General features: G+C 66.1%; 18 protein-coding genes. 10 read left to right on the top strand and 8 right to left on the bottom strand.

The window, feature by feature from the left end; translation table 11 throughout:
* The first annotated feature begins 272 nt into the window (after nt 1-272).
* The gene (locus ACX9OT_RS04845) at nt 273-662 is read left to right on the top strand and encodes a DUF805 domain-containing protein (protein WP_071227421.1); all 390 of its coding nucleotides are present in this window, start codon (nt 273-275) and stop codon (nt 660-662) included.
* A gap of 127 nt (nt 663-789) precedes the next feature.
* On the opposite strand, the gene ACX9OT_RS04840 is transcribed toward ACX9OT_RS04845, so the two are convergent.
* Nucleotides 790-1,560, bottom strand: a complete 771-nt coding sequence (locus ACX9OT_RS04840) for a class I SAM-dependent methyltransferase (protein ID WP_459001207.1) — start codon at nt 1,558-1,560, stop codon at nt 790-792.
* A 278-nt stretch (nt 1,561-1,838) separates the two neighbouring features.
* On the opposite strand from ACX9OT_RS04840, the gene ACX9OT_RS04835 reads away from it, so the two are divergent.
* From ACX9OT_RS04835 to ACX9OT_RS04795, 9 genes are all read left to right on the top strand, one after another.
* Nucleotides 1,839-2,867: an alpha/beta hydrolase gene (locus ACX9OT_RS04835; protein ID WP_459001205.1), complete on the top strand. Its 1,029-nt coding sequence runs from the start codon at nt 1,839-1,841 to the stop codon at nt 2,865-2,867.
* Between the two features lie 122 nt (nt 2,868-2,989).
* The gene (locus tag ACX9OT_RS04830) at nt 2,990-4,366 is read left to right on the top strand and encodes a YncE family protein (RefSeq protein WP_459001203.1); all 1,377 of its coding nucleotides are present in this window, start codon (nt 2,990-2,992) and stop codon (nt 4,364-4,366) included.
* A gap of 51 nt (nt 4,367-4,417) precedes the next feature.
* A complete protein-coding gene (locus ACX9OT_RS04825) occupies nt 4,418-5,464 on the top strand; it encodes a heme/hemin ABC transporter substrate-binding protein (RefSeq protein ID WP_459001202.1) in 1,047 nt (348 codons plus the stop codon).
* Nucleotides 5,461-6,504: a FecCD family ABC transporter permease gene (locus ACX9OT_RS04820; protein ID WP_014037165.1), complete on the top strand. Its 1,044-nt coding sequence runs from the start codon at nt 5,461-5,463 to the stop codon at nt 6,502-6,504. Before ACX9OT_RS04825 ends, ACX9OT_RS04820 begins: the two co-directional genes overlap by 4 nt.
* Entirely contained in the window at nt 6,501-7,262 is a 762-nt protein-coding gene (locus ACX9OT_RS04815) for a heme ABC transporter ATP-binding protein (RefSeq protein ID WP_006366865.1), read from the top strand. Before ACX9OT_RS04820 ends, ACX9OT_RS04815 begins: the two co-directional genes overlap by 4 nt.
* Before the next feature lie 64 nt (nt 7,263-7,326).
* Nucleotides 7,327-8,070: a hypothetical protein gene (locus ACX9OT_RS04810; protein ID WP_459001199.1), complete on the top strand. Its 744-nt coding sequence runs from the start codon at nt 7,327-7,329 to the stop codon at nt 8,068-8,070.
* Nucleotides 8,071-8,484: 414 nt separating this feature from the next.
* Nucleotides 8,485-10,521, top strand: coding sequence for an elongation factor G (fusA, locus tag ACX9OT_RS04805; protein WP_459001198.1), 2,037 nt, complete (start codon nt 8,485-8,487; stop codon nt 10,519-10,521).
* A gap of 231 nt (nt 10,522-10,752) precedes the next feature.
* On the top strand, nt 10,753-11,025 hold the full coding sequence (locus ACX9OT_RS04800; protein ID WP_005409616.1) for a hypothetical protein: 273 nt from the start codon (nt 10,753-10,755) through the stop codon (nt 11,023-11,025).
* A 110-nt stretch (nt 11,026-11,135) separates the two neighbouring features.
* Complete coding sequence (locus ACX9OT_RS04795; protein ID WP_459001196.1) at nt 11,136-11,891, top strand: SapC family protein; 756 nt, start codon at nt 11,136-11,138, stop codon at nt 11,889-11,891.
* Here ACX9OT_RS04795 and ACX9OT_RS04790 read toward each other — a convergent pair whose 3' ends face one another.
* From ACX9OT_RS04790 to ACX9OT_RS04760, 7 genes are all read right to left on the bottom strand, one after another.
* Complete coding sequence (locus ACX9OT_RS04790; RefSeq protein ID WP_459001194.1) at nt 11,892-14,216, bottom strand: ATP-binding protein; 2,325 nt, start codon at nt 14,214-14,216, stop codon at nt 11,892-11,894.
* Nucleotides 14,213-14,839, bottom strand: coding sequence for a LuxR C-terminal-related transcriptional regulator (locus tag ACX9OT_RS04785; RefSeq protein WP_049399337.1), 627 nt, complete (start codon nt 14,837-14,839; stop codon nt 14,213-14,215). Before ACX9OT_RS04785 ends, ACX9OT_RS04790 begins: the two co-directional genes overlap by 4 nt.
* 164 nt (nt 14,840-15,003) lie before the next feature.
* Nucleotides 15,004-15,531, bottom strand: a complete 528-nt coding sequence (locus tag ACX9OT_RS04780) for a GNAT family N-acetyltransferase (protein ID WP_459001191.1) — start codon at nt 15,529-15,531, stop codon at nt 15,004-15,006.
* 135 nt (nt 15,532-15,666) lie between these two features.
* On the bottom strand, nt 15,667-16,200 hold the full coding sequence (locus ACX9OT_RS04775) for a lipocalin family protein (RefSeq protein WP_049421983.1): 534 nt from the start codon (nt 16,198-16,200) through the stop codon (nt 15,667-15,669).
* Nucleotides 16,201-16,208: 8 nt separating this feature from the next.
* The gene (locus ACX9OT_RS04770; protein WP_459001189.1) at nt 16,209-17,282 is read right to left on the bottom strand and encodes an SAM-dependent methyltransferase; all 1,074 of its coding nucleotides are present in this window, start codon (nt 17,280-17,282) and stop codon (nt 16,209-16,211) included.
* Nucleotides 17,279-18,064 (bottom strand): DUF1295 domain-containing protein, encoded by a 786-nt coding sequence (locus tag ACX9OT_RS04765; RefSeq protein ID WP_459001187.1) that lies wholly within the window; start codon nt 18,062-18,064, stop codon nt 17,279-17,281. The genes ACX9OT_RS04770 and ACX9OT_RS04765 overlap by 4 nt, the downstream gene beginning before the upstream one ends.
* Nucleotides 18,061-18,606 (bottom strand): DUF2878 domain-containing protein, encoded by a 546-nt coding sequence (locus ACX9OT_RS04760; RefSeq protein ID WP_459001185.1) that lies wholly within the window; start codon nt 18,604-18,606, stop codon nt 18,061-18,063. The genes ACX9OT_RS04765 and ACX9OT_RS04760 overlap by 4 nt, the downstream gene beginning before the upstream one ends.
* Between the last annotated feature and the right edge of the window lies 1 nt (nt 18,607).

Below are 18,607 nucleotides of genomic sequence, written 5' to 3'. Positions count from 1 at the left end.
GGATCGCTCGACTCGTCTGTCGGCTAGTATCCGCAGATGCATGCTTGACGGTCCCTCCACCCTGGCTCCTACATACCTCGTAGGAGCCGGGAGGAACATACAAGCCATGCTCGACTCCGCTCTTTGACGGACTACGGGTGCCTTCTGGAACAGTGGTCGAGCATGGCTCGACTCTACAGGGGGCAATGGCAGTCGAGCATGGTTCGTCGCCACATTGTCCATAGCGCGTGCATTTGGCACACTGCGCGGCTTCTCTTTCAAGGATCGATGCCGTGCAGGAAATGATTCTGCCGTTGAAGCGCTACGCCCAGTTCGAGGGCCGCGCCAACCGTCGCGAGTACTGGATGTACCAGCTGTTTCTGTTCCTGGTCGCAACCGCGGTGATGCTGCTGGCCGGTGTGCTGGCGATCCTCCTGCGCAACAGTCCCGATGCACTGGCCGGCATCCTGATCGGCATGGTGGTGCTGCTGGGCGTGATGTGGCTGGCCACGATCGTGCCGCTGATTGCCGTGACCGTGCGCCGCCTGCATGACTGCAACCAGTCGGGCTGGCTGTTCCTGCTGGCGCTGGTGCCGGGCGGTGGCATTGTGATCATGATCTTCTCGCTGCTGCCGGGCACGCCGCAGGAGAACGTGTACGGTCCGGTTCCCGCGGGGCCGTGAGGCTGCGGGAGTCGAGCATGGCTCGACTCTACAGAAGCGGGGGGGGCGAAGCCGGCGTGATGCCGGCTTCGTCATTTGCAAGGGGGTGTCGGTTGCGCGAGGCAGGATACCGGAGGGGGCTGACGGCCTATGCAGCGCGTGCCGTTATAGGCAAGCCCAGCAGGCTCTCGTGGATGATGCCCCATTGCGGGTATTGGCTATCGTGCAGCTTGACGTCAACAAAGCCGGCTTCCCCCAGCAATCGCACCAGGTGAGGATACGAATAGATCCTCAGTTCCAAAGTTGAGCCGTCACCACCATGGAAGGACAGGTCAGAGAATCGTTGCTCCCTGCCATCGCTGGTGATGTTGACAAGAACCCGATCCGCACCTTTGCCCTCGATCCGGTAGTCGTTGAGCTCAGGGAAGTGCTCAATCGTGACCTCGTGAAATCCATAGGGAACGGTGAGCACAAGCAGCCCGCCCGGCTTCAGCAATGCACGCAGGTTTCCGAGCGTGCGCTCGCAGGGCCCATCCACGTGTTCCAGCACATCTGAGCTGACAACAAAGTCATATTTTCCCAGGTAGTGTGCGGCTGGGTGACGGATGTCCAGCATGGGGCGCTTGTGGAAGTAGGTATTGATGTAATCGAACTTGCGCCGCAGGGCATTAGTGTAGATATGGGCGTCGGTCATGCCGATTCCCTTGATCTGTCCGCGCCTGGGGATCCGCTCAAGCACGCGGATCTCCCGCGCTTGGTCCATCTCCGACTGCAGGGCTGCCATGAGGGCACGGAAGCGCAGAGTGGATCCGCAGCCAATACAGCTGCGGGTTTCCCTTTCGGCGATGGCTTCGCGGGATGCTCGCAGGCGGAAACCGCAGATGTTGCACGCGGGCCTCTCGGTGGTCGGGATGCTCACGGGGAAGACGTGTGGGCGAATTGTGTCGAGCCCTTTTCGGGCAAGGCTGCGGCAAATGGCGTACACGCTATGACAGTCCCTGTTCTTGTTGATACCGCCTAGCTTGCCGTATGGCCGTGGCGCGAATCCAGCCTGCCCATTGCCTCGTTTCGTGCCGAAGGCCCTCATGCGCGCGTGATACACAGTGTGACGTTCGATCGATGTGATAATCATTCGCGTTTAAGGTAGACTGCGGTCCCTTGTGAACCGGCGGCCGTGAGCCGCTTCTGCCGCCGCTGATGAAGCATTTCGTCCCGCCTTCGCGCCGTGGTCCACTGGCCCGCGGCCTGGTCGCCTTGATGATGGGTCTGCTCCTGGCCACCCCATACGCCCATGCGCAGCAGCGCAATCCGCTGCAGAAGATCGGCCACACCGTGCTCGACGAGCCGGCGGTCAGTTATCGCTTCGAGCATTTCGTGGTGGACAGTCCCGACCAGCAACGCCGCTGGCGGGTGAATGTGGCGATCCCGGCCAAGGCCAGCAAGGCGCCGCTGCCGGTGCTGTACGCGCTGGACGGCAATGCCGTCGCCATGGTGCTGAACCAGCCGCTGCTGGCCGAACTGGCCGCGCGCAAGGCGCCGCCGGTGCTGGTGCTGATCGGCTACGACAATGACCTGCGCATCGATTCCAAGGCGCGCACCCGCGACTACACCGCGTGGATCGACCGCGCCGACGATGAGAGCGGTACGACCCAGGCGGTCGGCGGTGGTGCTGCGGCCTTTCTGGATGTGATCGAACGCCGCATCAAGCCGGAAGTCGAGCGTCGCGCACGCATCGATACGCAGCAGCAAGCGCTGTGGGGCCACTCGCTGGGTGGGTTGTTCGTGCTCAATGCGCTGTACACCCGTCCCGCCGCCTTCCAGTCCTATCTGGCGGCCAGTCCCTCGCTGTGGTGGAGCCAGGGCGCGGCGCTGGGTGATCCGGAACAGCAGTTCGTGCAGAACGTGCATGGCCAGCCGGCAAAGCTCTGGTTGATGCTGGGCGGTGCCGAGCGTGTTGGCGATCGTGGCAAGCGCGACATGAACAATCCGCGCGTGGTCGCACACCTGCGCCGCATCGGTGGTGCCACCCCGGATGCGGCGATGCAGCTGTCCGAGCGGTTGGGCAAGGTGCCGGGCATGCGCGTGCAGTACCGCGAGTTCCCCGGCCTCGGCCATGGCCCGATGCTGCCCGCGTCGTTCCACGCTGCGCTGCACGAGCTGTATGGCGTGACCGACCGCAGCGCCGGTGACGGCGCGCCCAACGGTGGTGACAACGCCGCCGAATGAATCCCTTCGCATGCCAAGGCATGCGACCCCACTACCCAGGCGAGGCTGCCGATGTGCAGCGGCCCAGGCAACCGATGAATCCCGCGTCACGTGGCGCGGCCTACGTGTGCAAGGAGCCTTCCATGTCGTTCCGTCCGTCTTTCCGTCTCACTTCTCTCGCCGCTGGCCTGTTGCTGGCCGTGACCGCCACCGCACAGCCGGTGTTCGATCAGCCGGCCAACGCCACCTTCAAGGGCGAGGTCGTCTCGCGCGGTGAGAACGTGGTTCCCGGCAGCACTGCCGACGTGATCGGTCGCGGTTTCGTGCCGGGCCAGAAAGTCAGCCTGCTGCGTGGCGACAGCGTGCTCAACACGCAGCCGCTGGTGGTCGATGCCGATGGCAACTTCAAGACCCAGCTGAGCATTCCGGCCGACGCGGTGCCGGGCACCCACCCGGTGGTGGTGCGCGCCAGCCAGCCGGCTGCAGCCACCGTGCTGAAGCTGCGCGTCTCGCCGCAGTTGCCGCTGTCCGGCCAGGCGCAGTTCGCCACCCAGTCCAACAAGCTGGTGCCGGGCCTGTACCAGTCCGCCTACAGCGCCGCCAGCAACGCGGTGTTCGTGACCTCGGCCGTGGGCCGTCCGCCGGTGACCCAGTCGCAGCTGCTGAAGCTAGACCCGAAGTCGCTGAAGGTGACCAAGGCGATCACCCCGGCGCAGGTGCCGGGCGGTACCAATGGCGCGGTCTATGCGGTCTACGGTGTGGGCGTGGATGACACCAATGGCAACGTATGGGTGACTAATACCCGCCAGAACTCGATCGCGGTCTACCGCCAGAAGGACCTGTCGCTGGTCCACCAGTTCCCGGTCGACACCGTGCCGCACGCGCGCGACGTGGTGGTCGATGGCACCCACGGCAAGGTGTTCGCCTCGGCCACGGGTGAAGACCACCTGTCGGTGTTCGATGCCAAGACCTTCAAGGAGCTGCCGGCAGTGACGCTGGAATCCGGCGTGGACGACGGCAAGTTCACCCCGATGAGCCTGGTGCTGGACGAGAAGGCCGGCAAGCTGTTCACCGTCAGCATCGGCACGCCGGAAGCGGCGGTGATCGATGTGGCCAGCGGCAAGGTCGAGAAGGTCATCGACCTGGGCAACTCGATCAGTGCCTCGGGCGTGGCCTTCGACGCGGCACGCAACCGCCTTTACGTAGCCTCGCAGGGCACCGACAACCTGCTGATCGTCGACGTGGCGGCCGGCAAGGTGCTGCATGACGTGCCGGTCGGCGCCGGTGCGCTGAACGTCGCATTCGATGATGCCTCCGGCCTGGCCTATGTCAGCAACCGTGGCGCTGGCACGGTCACCGTGGTGAATGGTGACGGCAAGGTGGTCGCCAACCTCGATGGCGGCACGCTGCCGAACCATGTCCGCGCCGACGGCAAGGGCAACGTGTTCGCGGTGAACAAGTCGCGTGGCGCCGAAGACCCGAAGGGTGACCGCATCACCCGCATCACCCCGAAGCAGTAAGTCACACGGCAGGGCGGCGTGCGCGTCGCCCTGCCAGCAAGGAGAACGAGCATGAACATCGCGTCCCGTCTGCGCCTCTGTGCGCTTCCATTGGCTGTCTCGCTGGCACTGGCTGCCTGTGGCGGTTCATCGACGCCCTCGGACACCGGCAAGCCGTCTGAGCCTGCCGCCGCGACCGCGGCTGGCGAAGCCGCGTTGCCGGCTGGCTGGCAGCGCGTGGCCGGCACCGATATGCCGGCCGTGCGCGATCAGAAGGCTGTGCTGCCGGCCCAGGTGCATTCCGATGACGGCGCCGACGTCGAGGTGGCCGATACCAGCCGCATCATTGCCGGTGGTGACGACGTGATCGCGGTGATCGAGGCGCTCGGACTGGACAAGCAGGTGTTCGCCGCGCCGACCAACACCACCACCGGGGCCGGCCTGGCCGCGCCGCACCAGTTCCTGTTCAACCGCACCACCGGCGTGGAGGGCGTGCTGAGCCTGCAGGGCTCGCTGTTCCTCGGCAACAGTCTGCGCCGCCACACCGAACTGGCGAAGAAGCTGCGTGAGGTGGGTGAACCGGCGGTGGTCATCGATGACCTGCAGCCGGCGCCGGACAAGGTTCGCAAGGTCGCCGCCGCACTAGGGCTGGCCGAGGCAGGGCAGGCACTTGCCACACAGGTGCAGCGTCAGCTCGACGAGGCTGCAGCGATTGGCAAGGGGTTGGGCCATGCGCCACGAGTGATCCACGTCTCGGCCACCGGCGCCGGTGGCTCACCCACCGTTGCGGGTGCCGACAGTGCGTCGGCGCAGCTGATCGCACTGGCCGGTGGCGTCAACATCGGCACCGAAGCGGGAGTGAAGAACTACTCGCAGCTGAGCAATGAGGGCGTGGTCGCGGCGGCACCGGAAGTGATCCTGGTGACCGAGCATGACCTGCAGCTGTTCGGCGGTGCCGAGGGCCTGTGGAAGGCGTACCCGACGCTGAAGCAGACCCCGGCCGGGCAGGCCAATCGGGTCTGGGTGATGCCGGATGTGCAGCTGAAGTACACCAGTGTCGGTTCCGGTGCTGGTGCGCTGGCGCTGGCCAAGGCCCTTGCGGCGTTGCCGAAGGCATGAGTCCGGCGGATCGGCGCCGCCGTCGCGGGCGGACGATGTTGCTGGTGGCGTTGCTGGCACTGCTGGGGGCAGTGCTGGCCTCGTTCGCCGTGGGTCCGTTGCGGTTGCCGCCGCTGGAGGTGATGCAGGCGCTGGCAGTGAAGCTGGGGCTGCTCGACCCGCAGGCGGTCAGCAGCCGTGATCTGGCGGTGGTGTGGCAGTTGCGTATTCCGCGTGCCCTGTTGGGCGCGATGGTCGGTGCGTCGCTGGCGATGGCCGGTGCCAGCCTGCAGGGACTGTTCGGCAATCCGCTGGCCGATCCCGGCATTGTCGGTGTCAGCCAAGGTGCCGCACTGGGTGCAGTTGCCGCCATCGTGCTGGGTGCTGCGGGCGCGGCCGGTTGGCTGGTGCCGGTGGCCGCGTTCGCTGGCGGCGCACTGGCCATCGGCCTGACCTACGCGTTGGCCCGGCCCGGCAAGGGTACGGGCAACGCCACGCTGCTGCTGGTCGGCATCGCGATGGCGGCGTTCTGCTCGGCGTTGATCGGTTTCCTTACATATATCGCCAGCGAGAGCGAGCTGCAGTCGCTGGTGTTCTGGCAGATGGGCTCGCTGGCGCGCGCCAACTGGGCCGATGTGGCGGCCGTGGTGCCGTTGTTTGCCATCGGCGTGTTTGCGTTGCAGCGGTTGGCCACGCCGCTGGACATGCTGGCGCTGGGCGAGCGCCAGGCACAGCACCTCGGGCTGGATGTGACCCGCACGCGGCGTCGTCTGGTGGCGTTCAGTGCGCTGCTGGTGGGCGCAGCGGTGGCGTTTGCCGGTTCGATCAGTTTCGTCGGCCTGGTGGTGCCGCACGTAGCGCGCCTGCTGGTCGGTCCGGGCCATCGCTGGCTGCTGCCGTTGTCCGGCCTGCTGGGCGCACTGCTGATCGTGGTGGCCGACACCGCGGCTCGCACGCTCGATCCCCCGGCGGAGATTCCGCTGGGCCTGTTTTCGGCCGCACTGGGCGCACCGTTCTTCCTCTGGCTGGTGCTGCAGCAGCGCCGCAAGGCCGCGCCATGAGCGTGCTGCTGAAGCTGCATGAGGTGGTGGTACGCCGCCAGCAGCGCGAGATCCTGCACGGCATCTCGCTGGCGTTCGAACCGGGTACGGTCACCGCACTGGTTGGCCCGAATGGCGCGGGCAAATCCACGCTGTTGGCGGTGGCTGCCGGTGACCTGCGTGCCGACGCAGGCGAAGTAAGTCTGCTCGGCAAGCCGTTGGCCGGTTACAAGGCCGGGCCACTGGCGCGCGAGCGTGCGGTGATGCCCCAAGAGCACGGCGTGCGCTTCGCCTTCAGCGTGGAAGAAGTGGTGGCGATGGGGCGGCTACCGCATCCGCCGGATCCAGCCGTGGATGACGCCCAGGTGGAAGCGGCGATCGATGCTGCCGAGCTGCAGGCGCTGCGCTTGCGCGAGGTGCAGCAGCTGTCCGGTGGCGAGTCCGCCCGGACCACGTTCGCGCGCGTGCTGGCGCAGGACACGCCGCTGCTGCTGCTGGATGAGCCGACCGCAGCGCTGGATCTGCGTCACCAGGAACGCACGCTGCGCAGTGTGCGCGCCTGTGCCGAGGCCGGTGCGTGCGTGATCGTGGTGCTGCACGACCTCAATCTGGCTGCCGGCTATGCCGACCGCATCGTGCTGCTGGAGCAGGGCAGGGTGGCAGCCGATGGCACGCCGTTGCAGGTGCTCACCGAAGACAACCTGCAGCGGGTCTACCAGCAGGATGTGGTGGTGCTGGAGCACCCACGGCGCGGCGTGCCGCTGGTGGTTGTGACCTGAGCGTCCAGTCGTTCTGCGCGGCCACGTATCATGTGCAGTTCGTTTTCTTCAATGGACTGATGTGATGAGCTGTTTCTTCCCGCGCGGCGCACTCTTTGCTGCAATGACTGCGGTTGCCGGCGTGGTGAGTGCTGCACCGGCAACCTCCATTTCCCTGATGGATGCGACCGAGCAGGCTTCGCTGATCGAGAGCCGCCATTCCTCCGGCGAGGGCGCTGCGGTGTCGTCGATGAGCACCAGGTACTACGCCAGTGACGAAATGCATTTCAGCTGGGACGGTCAGCAGGTGCTGACGTTGTGCGAGGGTGCGGTGTATCTCAGGTTTCCCGAGGGCAAGCCAATGATGTTGACCGCAGAGCAGCGTCAGATGTTTGCTTACCAGGCCATGATGTCCAGTCTTGGAGCAATCGCTGCCGTTGGTGCCGCATCGGGCGAATCCCTGGAGGTGGCGGCTGATGGCAGCGGGACCCGCAGCGCGGGGGAGAGTCCATGGGCCTATGGGGTGGAGCGCTTCGATGTGACCACCCAGCGCATGCCGGATGGCGCGGTGCGCGTGCATTCCCGCAAGACCGAGATCGTGAACACGACGCCCCCGGCGCGCCCGGACGATATGTTCAGCACCGAAGACGATCAGGCGGCGCGTCTGTCCGAGTTGGCGCCGGTGGGCAGCTGGACCGAGGTGATTGTCCATGAGGGGCCGCGGCTGCCACATGTGGATCCGGCGATGTCGTTGAAGGGCTGGATCTCGATGGGGGACGACCAGGCTGCGACGGTGGGTGAGGCGCGCAAGCTGCACAAGTGCAAGTGAGGTCAGCTGGGGTCAGAGCCCTTTGCCCGTGGCCAAGGGACCGGACCCCAATCGCTGTCGGCTTCATCGTTCCATTTATGTGCGCAATATTCACTTGCGCGCCAGATTGGCAGGTCTAGAATGCGCCCCATGAACCGGATGCCGCTCCTGACGTTTTTCACCCTGACCCGCGCAAGCGCGGAACGGGCGTGTCTGCCTGGAGCCCCACGAAGCCGTTGAGACGGCCATCGCTGGACCTTCGACAGAGCGCCCTCCGGGGCGCTCTTTTTGTTTCCGCAGTTCCATTCCCCGTAACCCGGTGTACCGCAAGGAGAACGTGCCATGCACCAGATCGCCGAGACCGAACGCTAGCCGCGCACCCTGTCGCCAACCGGGGTGCGCGGCCCCTGGAGTTGGCTTTGCAGGAACCTCTTTATGAACACCCAGACCCTTTCCCACCGTCGCAACCTCGGCATCATTGCCCACATCGACGCTGGCAAGACCACGCTGACCGAACGCCTGCTGTGGAAAAGCGGCGAGATCCATCGCGTCGGCGAAGTGCACGACGGCAATGCGACCACCGACTTCTCGGCGATCGAACGCGAACGTGGCATCACCATCGGCGCCGCCGCCGTGCAGGCGCAGTGGGCGCCGCGCGACCTGCCGCCGCATCGGCTGACCCTGATCGACACTCCCGGCCACATCGACTTCGCCATTGAAGTTGAGCGTTCGCTGCGCGTGCTCGACGGCGCCGTGGCTGTGTTTTCGGCCGTGGATGGCGTGCAGCCGCAGTCAGAGACGGTGTGGCGCCAGGCGCGTCGCCATCGCGTGCCGCTGATCGCGTTCGTCAACAAGATGGATCGCGTCGGCGCATCGTTCGAGCGCGTGCTGGAGCAGCTGCAGGACAAGCTGCAGGGGCGGCCGTGGGCGCTCGGTGTGCCACTGGGCAGCGAAAGCGACTTCAACGGCTGGGTCGACCTGGTCGATGAGCGTGTGCTGCACTGGCAGGATGGTGCCGTAACCACGGTGACCCCGTGGGACGCCGCCGCGCGCACCGTGTGGCAGCCGCAGCGCGACGCACTGGTCGAGGCCGTGGCCGACCACGACGAACTTCTGGCCGATGCCTGGCTGGAAGGTCGCGCGATCGATGCCGAACAGCTGCGCGCGGCGATCCGACGGGCGACGCTGGCCGGTGCGGGCGTGCCGGTATTGGCCGGTGCGGCCTTCAAGGACAAGGGCATCGAGACGCTGCTGGACGCGGTGGTCGATTACCTGCCGTCGCCGCTGGATCGGCCTGCCGTGACCGCCGAAAGCGAGAGCGGCGAGGTGGTGCTGCCGCCGGATCCGGACGGTCCGCTGGCCGGTCTGCTGTTCAAGATCACCCACCAGCAGCACGGTGCGCTGAGCTTCGTGCGGCTGTACTCGGGCACCTTGAAGGTCGGTGATGCCGTGGCCAGTTCGCAGCATCCGCAGGGTCGACGTGTCAGTCGCCTGGTGCGGGTGCAGGCCGACCAGACCCACGACATCGAACAGGCCGTGGCCGGCGATATCGTGGCGGTGCTGGGCTGGAAGGATGCGGTCAGCGGTGAAACGCTGAGCGGCCGTGCGCAGCCGCTACGCCTGGAGAACATCCAGGCACAGGCGCCGGTGCTGGCCTGGCGGCTGGAGCCGGCGCGTGCGGCCGACCTGATCCGGATGGCGCAGGGCCTGGCCAGCCTGGCCCAGGAAGATCCCTCGTTCCGCGTCGAAACCGATCGCGACACGGCGGAGACCCTGGTCTGGGGCATGGGCGAGCTGCACCTGGAGGTGATGGTCGAGCGCCTGCGCAGCGAGTGGAAGGTCGAGGTGGGCGTAGGTTCGCCGCGCGTGGCCTACCAGGAGACACCGCTGCGAGCGATGACCGGCGTGGTGGGGCGGCTGGTCAAGCAGACCGGTGGCCAGGGCCAGTTCGCGCACGTGGTGCTGGATGTGTCGCCGCGCGAGGACGACCAGGTCGTGTTCAACGACCGCATCGTCGGTGGCGTGGTGCCGCGTAGCTTCATCGCGGCGGTGGAGAAGGGCGTGCGTGCCGCGCTGTCGGAAGGTCCGCAGGGCCATCCGGTGGTCGGTATCGAGGTCAGTCTTGTCGATGGCCAGACGCATGCCAAGGACTCGTCGGAGATGGCGTTCCACCGTGCCGGTGCCGAAGCGGTCAAGGCGGCACTGGTGGAGGGCGGTACGCAGCTGCTGGAGCCGGTGATGGCGGTGACGGTGCATTCGCCGTCGGCGTCGGTGGGTGATGTGGTGGGCGATCTCAACCGTCGCCATGGTCGCATTGCCCGCATCGACGACCAGGACGGTCGCGCCGAGGTCAGCGGCTTTGCGCCACTGGCGCAGCTGGTGGGTTACACCACGTCGCTGCGGTCTCTCAGCCAGGGGCGGGCCAGCAGTGAGGCGCACCTGCATGGTTACGAGCCGGTACGCGCTGCGTAAGCAAAGGCGAGGGGAGCCCGTGAGCGGGCTCCCCTTTTTTGTAGGCGTTGGTGGGGTTCCGTATCCACGCATGGCGTGGATCTACTGCGAAGCGGCGCGAATGATGAATCCGCATCAGCACGCGAGTATTTGCACTGCATTGCAACAAAACTGCAGAAAAAGCTGGATTAAAGTGATGCCTCACGATAAATTGCGCACCCCCCGTTGCTCGCCGCCGCCCGCACCCCTCTCATGCGTGATGACAAAGACCCCGGAACCCTGGAGCTGACCCTGCCGCGAAAGCGCGGTCGTCCGCCCAAGTTCGGGTACGCAATGAGTGACGCGCAGCGCGCAGCGCGCTACCGCGCGCGCCGGGCCGGGCAGGCCAACCACGCCGATGTGCGCTCCTGCTCGGACATGGTGCTGCTGGACAAGATCCGCGCTGCGGTGAGCGCGCGCGACACCGAGCTGGCCGGGTTCCTGGTCCACGTCCTCTGGCAGCGCTACCCCCTGCAGTTGAAATAGGCCGTCGGTGGGGTGGCCGTTGTCATCGAGCTTGTTGATAATGCGGGATTCAGGTTGTTCCCGCTGGCGCGCCCGGGATGGCAGGCGCGCATGATCGAACGGTTCCCAAGATGACGACCACCAGCGACACCACCACCGAAGCGGCGCCGAGCAGCGCCCCCCTGTTCTACACCCGTCCGGTGCCGCTGCAGGCCGATGTGCATGCCGATCTGCGCATCCTGCCGGGCAGGCTCGAGTTTGCCGCCGGCAACAACGCCATTCCGCTGGTGCTGGGCGAGTTCTCGCTGGCCCTGCACCACTTCCCGATCCTGTTCGCCGGCCCGACCGCCGTGCCGATGGCAGCCGTGGGCGTGTCCGACCAGAACCTGTTCATCAAGGACGGCCTGTGGGAAGACGAGGCCTATATCCCGGCCTACCTGCGTCGCCACCCCTTCATCTTCATCGACACCGGTGCAGACAACGACTTCCTGCTGGGCATCGACGAAGAGAGCGCGCGCGTGGTCAAGGGCGGTGAAGAAGGCCAGCCGCTGTTCGTTGATGGCAAGGCCACCGACATGGTGCAGCAGGCGTTGGAGTTCTGCGGCCAGTACACCCGCGAGCACGAACAGACTCAGGCCTTCTCCAAGGCGCTGATCGACAACGGCCTGCTGGTCGAGCGCAACGCCACCGTCCGCACTCCGGATGGCCGCGAGTTCAATCTCAACGGCTTCCTGGTGGTGGACGTCGAGAAGTTCGTAGCGCTGCCGGAAGCGACCGTGGTCGAGTGGCACCGCAGCGGCTGGCTGGCGCTGATCCACCAGCACCTGATGTCGCTGGGTCGCTTCAATGACCTGACCCGTCGCCAGGTCGAGCGCCTGGCGGCCTGATCAGGCCGATGGTGCGGCTTCCGCCTTGCGGGAGCCGTGCCACTGCTGCAATCCCCGCAGCAGTCGCCGCGCCTCGACCCAGTCAGGCGCGGCCTCATGCCCCAGTTCCCACAGGTCGGCCGCTGTGCCGGCCTGATCCGTTGCCCGGCACATCTGCAGCGTTCCCTGCAGCCGATGTGCATGATGGCGCAGTGTCGAGGCATCGGCGTCCTGCACGGCCTGTTCAATCCTGGCCAGCTCATGGGCAATGTCCGCAGCGTAATCCGGCTCGGCGCCAGGGGTGTCATCGGGCGCAGTGCCGTGCGCCGAGGGCGGCAGGTCCAGCGCCTGCAGCAGGCTCGCAACCTGCAGCGGCTTGACCAGGATGGCGTCGAAGCCGGCCCTTCGGCAGCGTGCCGCGTGCCGGCGCCCCATGCGGGCGGACAGGGCAATCACTCGCAGAGGTGCCTGTGCCTGCGCGCGCAGCTGCTGCGCCAGTGCATAGCCATCCGAGCCGCGAAGCCCGATATCCAGTACTACCGTGCCGCGCGGTCGTAGCGCATGCTCGGCCAATGCGGCGTCGGCATCGGCAACCGCGCGTACGTCGGCGCCCAGCCGACGCAGTTGCTCTGCGACGACATGCCGGCTGAGTGCATGATCTTCGACAAGGAGCAGGTCGATGCCGGTCAGTGGCGTCTGCTGCAGCGGCTCGATGGGCGGCTGATCGCCGTGAACGGCGCGGACCGGCAATCGCAGGGTGAAACGGCTGCCGCGCCCATGCACGCTGTGTGCGGTCAGGTTGCCGCCCATGGCAACGGCCAGTTCGTGCGCAATCGTCAGGCCCAGTCCGCTGCCGCCACGTCTCTGGCCATCCTCGTTCTGCTGGAATGGTCGGAACAGAAGCGCCAGTTGAGCGGGTGCGATGCCGATGCCGCTGTCGATCACATCCAGCAACAGCTCCCGGGGAGACAGGGCGGGTTGTAGTTGCAGGCGCACCTCGATACCGCCGACATCGGTGAATTTCAATGCATTGCCCAGCAGGTTGTCGACAATCTGACGCAGTCCATCAGCATCGAGCACAACCACTGGCGCTGGATCGGGCGCGCGATCCAACTGGAGTGACAGCCCTCTCCGCAGTGCCTCCGGCCGGATTGCTTCCAGTGCACGGGCACAGAGTTGGCCGACGTCGCAGGGCGTGGGATGCGGCCTGAAGCTGCCGCTGGCAAGGCGCGAGAACGCCAGCGAGCGATCGAGCAGCCTGCGCAGCGAGTGGCCGGCGGCAAGGGCAGCCGCGAGCAGTTCACGCTGCCCCTTGGGCAGGTGTGACTGGCTCAGCAGGTCGATCGAAGCCAGTACTGTCTGCGCGGAATTGCGCACTTCATGGCTGATCATTCCCGCCGCGCGCCCGAGGCGTTGTTCCGCGCGGCCGATTCGCCAGCGTAACGCCTGCCAGAGCACGGGCAGGCCGATGAGTGCCGCGGCCAGACACAGCAGCCAGAGCAGGAGCGGGGAACGCACCCGATCCAGTGCGCTCTCGATGGATGTGGGCAGCATCTGCTGCGCCCACAACTCCAGCAGGCCTGCGTGCTCTTCGAGGGTGATGGCGCGCAGCGCCTGATCGATGCGCGCCAGCAGCTGCTGGTCCTCCCGGCGGACAAGCAGGTGCAAATCGGTGGAGAATCCGCTGTCGAACGGGTGCAATTGCAGGTTTCCCGTGAAGTGCTGCCGGATCATCGAGTGCAGCGTTGCTTCCAGCCCGATCGCAGCATCGGCGTTGCCGCTTTCAACAGCGGCCAGGGCCGCATGGCGGTCGGGGAGATGCAGGAGGTGGATCCGGGGGTGGTGGATCGTCAGCCAGTCGGCATAGGGACCGCCTTCAACTACGGCCAGCAGCTGCGCCCTCACGCCGGTAATGTCACGGGGCGGGTGCTCGCCTTTACGCACAGCCAATACCGTCTTGCCGCCATGGAAGGCGCCGGAGGCCCTCAGGTCGGGACAGGGAAGCGGGTGATGCGAGGGGCTGCCCATGACCAGCACCAGGTCGGCCTCGTCCCGGCAGACGGCAGCGACCGCTGCGCTCGTGCTGGGGTAGTTGAGATCGCGGAAGCGCAGGCCGGAATGCCGAGCCACAAGCTTGGCATAGCCATGGGCGAGGGTGGGCAGTGCGCTTGAATCCGCCAGCGTTGGGGGGAGCGGTCGCAATGATGGCGCGGTGGCAACCCGCACTTCGCGGCCGGCGGACCATCTCCGCAACTGTGCATCCTCGGCCGATGCAGCCGGCAGCAGGATCAGGGCCAGCAACAACGTGCACGACGTGCGCAGACGGAGGCGAACGCGCCGCCTCATTGGATCTCCAGCTGCTGCCGCAGTGCATAGATCTCCGCATCATTGCGCAACCCGAGCTTGCGCAGGGCCGCGACCTTCTGGGTACTGACCGTCTTGACGCTGCGGTGGCGACGCAGCGCGATTTCCGAGACAGTCAGGCCGGCCAGGAGCAGGTCCAGCACTTCGCGTTCATTGCGGCTGAGTTCCTCGCGGCACGCCGGGAACAGGCAATCGGCAGGGAGGCGGCACAGCCCCTGCGAGATGCGCACGATGGCATCAGACAGCATCTCCAGGGGCTCGGACTTGCTGACTACGCCGGAGATGCCGGTCGCCAGCAGGTGGTCGATGCGGGTGGATGGCGTCAGCGTGGCGAAGGCGAGCAGGGGAATATGTGGGAAGCACTCGCGCAGCAGCGGAACCAGCTCATCACTGCTGCGGTCGCCAGGCGCCAGGGTGAGATCGATGATGGCGACATCCACTGCCAACTGGCGCAGGCTGCCGATGAGCTCATCGCTGCGGGTGTGGCTGGCGACAATGCTGAAGCGGACGTCGTGGGACAGGTGCAGGGCGGTGCCGCGGCGGACGATTTCGTGATCGTCGAGGAGTGCCAGCCGCAGTCGGCGCGGTGCAGGATATCCATTCATGCGCAGGGAGGTGATCGGCGCCCGCAGGGCGTGGCGATCATTCTGGCGCCGCTGTCGCGTCGAGCATCGAACTTGTTGGAATTTTGCGATTATTCCTAAGAATCGATGCGTAAAGCCCATCAATTCAATGCCGCCGATTGATGAGGTGGATCGTCAGTACCCAATCAAGCGTTTCGGGGTACTTCGCTCGCGCTGCGCAGGTCGCGGGCCATTTCGCTGGTCGCAGCCCATCCGAGATCCGCATACAGTGGTTTCCCTTGGGTGGTAGCGTGCAGCACCGCGTAGGCCACCGCTCGTCCGGCGAATGCATGGTCGGCCAGTTTCATCAGTTGGCGGGCGATGCCGCGACGCCGATAGCCGGGCTCCACGTAGACATTGAGTACGTAGCCGCGCGTGTCCTGCTCTGGATGGGCGGGGTGGGGCGGCCAGTCGATCAGCATCAGGCCAATGCCTGCGATGGGTTGTCCATTGTCGGAAAGGACATGGCCGAAGTAGTCGCCTGACACCAGGCGCGGTTCGAGCCAGGTACGGAACGGGGCCGCCATCTGCTGAAGGATCTCTTCGCTCCGGCCGCTTTCACGGAACATCGCTTCTCGGTGAGCGCAGATGAGGTCGAGGTCGCACGGAAGGATCTGCCGGACTTCGAATCCATTCCAGGAGGTTGTGATGGCATCGTCCGCGGGGCTGTTCATCGATCGTGTATCCGTTCCGGCCTTGCTGGCCTGCCCAGCATCGTATCTGCAGGGCGCGTCGAGAGTGCACCACGTTGCAATGATTGATGATCGACTGATGCTCCAGGACGATCGACCCGGGCAGAAGGTGCCGCGTCATCGCACCGATTGCGGCACCCGCCTCAGCTTGCGGGTGTCGTAACCCATGGCCGCAATCCGCTCGACCGCCTGCTGGTAGTCACTGTCCGACACCTGCGGGGTGCGGGCCATGTACCAGACGTAATCGCGCTTGCTTCGTGCCACGATGGTCTGGCGGTAGCTTTCATCGAGCCAGGCGATCACGTACTCAGCCTGGATCGGCCAGATGAACTGCATGCCCCAGACCGCGCCGTTGCCTTCCTTCTCGACACGGCCGATGGGGTGCATGGACTTCTGTGGCGCTTCGAAGCTGCCTTTGCGGTACGTGAAGGTGGTCTGGATGCGTCCATCGGGGCGCAGGGCATAGCTCTCCACGGCGTCGAAGGCTTCGCGCTCAGGGCGCGACGGGATATGCGCGATCACGTACCAGTCGCCCATGAAGCGCGGCACATCCACCGACGGTGGACGCGGCAACGGGCGGGTGTCGCTGGAACTGCAGCCGGAACCGAACAGGCCGACCGCGATCAGGGGAAGCAGCGGAAACATGCGCATCGGGCACCTCAGCGGGGTCGGAACAGATAGTGGGCCACCAGCCACTGCTGGCCGTCGTCGTAGCCGAACAGCTCGGCGCATGCCATCCAGAACATCCGCCAGCGCTGCCACCAGACCTTCGCTGCAACCTGGCCATAGGTGGCGATCAACACCGGCATCACCTGCTCGCGGGCTGCATCCTGGTTGGCCAGCCAGTGGTCGGCCGTGCGCTGGTAATGGGTGCCGTCCAGCAGCCAGCGTTGCTCCAGGCGCAGGTCGCGCTGGAAATGCAGCAGTGTGTCGGCCGCCGGCATCAGTCCTCCGGTAAAGAAGTGGCGACCCATCCAGTTGTCGCCGCCGTCTGCCTCGAACGGATACATCAGTGTGCGATGGGCGAAGATGTGCACGAACAGTGCACCGTCCGGTTTCAGCCACCGTGCGATGCCTGCCAGCAGGCGCTGGTAGTTGCGTACGTGCTCGAACATCTCCACCGAGATACAGCGGTCGAACCGGGCCGTCGGCAGGTCAAGCTGGTTGACGTCGCGGGTCATCACCTCGACGTTGCCCAGGCCGCGCGCCTGGCACTGCGCCCTGATGTACTGGCGTTGGCTGTGCGAGTTGGAGACGGCGGTGATATGCGCCTGCGGGTAACGTTCGGCCATCCACAGGGTCAATGAGCCCCAGCCGCAGCCCAGCTCAAGTATCTGCTGGCCATCGGCCAGTCCGGCACGCTGGCCGTACAGTTCCAGCATGGCGTCCTCGGCCTGGTCCAGCGTTTCGCGCCCGGTGGCGTAGTAGCAGCTGCTGTACTTCAGCCGCTTGCCCAGGCAGGCCTGGAAGAATGCCGCGGGAACTTCGTAGTGCTGGCGGTTGGCCGCTTCGGTATGCAGCGCGAGTGGGCTGTCGGCCAGCTCGGCGATGCGCTGGCTGAAGCGTGCCGATTGGCCTTCGATGCCGCCTTCGCTTTCCTCATGCAGGCGTTGCGCGCACAAGCGGCGGATGCCCGCACGCAGCGCCGCATCGGGCACCAGCCCACGTTCGGCCCAGGCGATCAGCCCGGTTTCCGCATCTCCGGCCGGATTCAGTGAAGGGATCGCGCTCATGCGGAATGCTCCTTGGAAGAACGGGAGAACCAGGGAAAGAACATCGATGTAGTGCGCTGGTAGGCGCGGTAGTCGTCGCCTCGGCTGCGCAGCGCTTGCTTTTCAGTGAAGGGAATGCCGCTGAGATAGCGCAGGAACACGTACATCAGCAGCGGGCCGGCCCAGGCCAGCCACCACAGTGGCGAGCCGACCGCGAGCAGGACATAGCTGAACCAGTGCAGCCACTCGAAGAAGTAATTGGGGTGGCGGGAGTAACGCCAGAGCCCCTCGCGGCAGGTGCGGCCCTTGTTCGCTGGATTCGCGCGGAACCGGGCCAGTTGATGGTCGGCCAGGCTCTCGCCGCCGACGCTCAGCAGCCAGACGAGTGCGGCGGCCACGATCCACAACGTCGTGCTTGTCTGCGGATTGTCAGCCACCGCGACGAAGGGCAGGGCGAACAGCACGACCAGCAGCGCCTGGGCCATGAAGAAGCCGAAGATCTTGCCTTGATGCCCTTGCCAGTGCTCGCGCAGATAACGGTAGCGGCCGTCTTCCTGTTCGTGGCGGACCCGGCGCCACAGGTGCAAGGCGAGTCGACTGCCCCACAGGCCACCGAGCACGCCGAGCGCCATCCGTGGCGCCGCCGCACCATCGCCGAGCCACGCCAGCAACAGGGCTGATGCGCCCACGCCCTTGGCCCAGAGCACATCGACCACGCCGATGTTGTCGTGGCGGCGCTGCCAGGCCCAACCCCAGCTCATCACAAGTACGGCATACAGCAGGACCCACAACAGATTGATCATGACGGTGCTCCTGCCAAGGGCGGCGGGAGGGTGCGGGAGCCGCGACGAGCGGCCATGCACAGCAGCGAAAGCGCGATGCTCCAGCCCACACCCAGCACCAGCAGGCCCTGCCACAGCGGCGCAGTGAAACGGACCGCCTCGAAACCGCGCGATGCGGAGATATACGCCAGCGGGGCCAGCAACAGGCCGAACAGGGCTGGCAGGGCAGGGTGGCGCAGCAGGAAGCGCATCGACGTGGTCAGCGTCATCGCAAACGCGGCCCACAACGCCATGATCCAAAGGGGTGGAGTCCAGCCCAGCGGGGCAGCAGCGTAGCGCACGGCGCCGCTGGCGGCGGCACTGGCATCGACCAGCCACGCGCAGGCCAGCGCCAGCAGCATCAGCCGAAGGTCCAGTCGAGGGTGCGGTGAAGTCAGCAGCTGGCTGCCGATATAGATCGTTGCGGCCAGCAGCGCCGGCCACTGCCAGCCTCGCCCTGCGCCGGCCACGGCACACAGCCAGACCAGCTGGTTGCCAAGCAGATTGGCCCAGAACCGGCGCATG

The sequence above is a fragment of the Stenotrophomonas genospecies 3 genome (assembly GCF_054473855.1).
The sequence above is the reverse complement of the archived record's forward strand: the minus strand, read 5'-3'. Positions and strand labels throughout refer to the sequence as shown.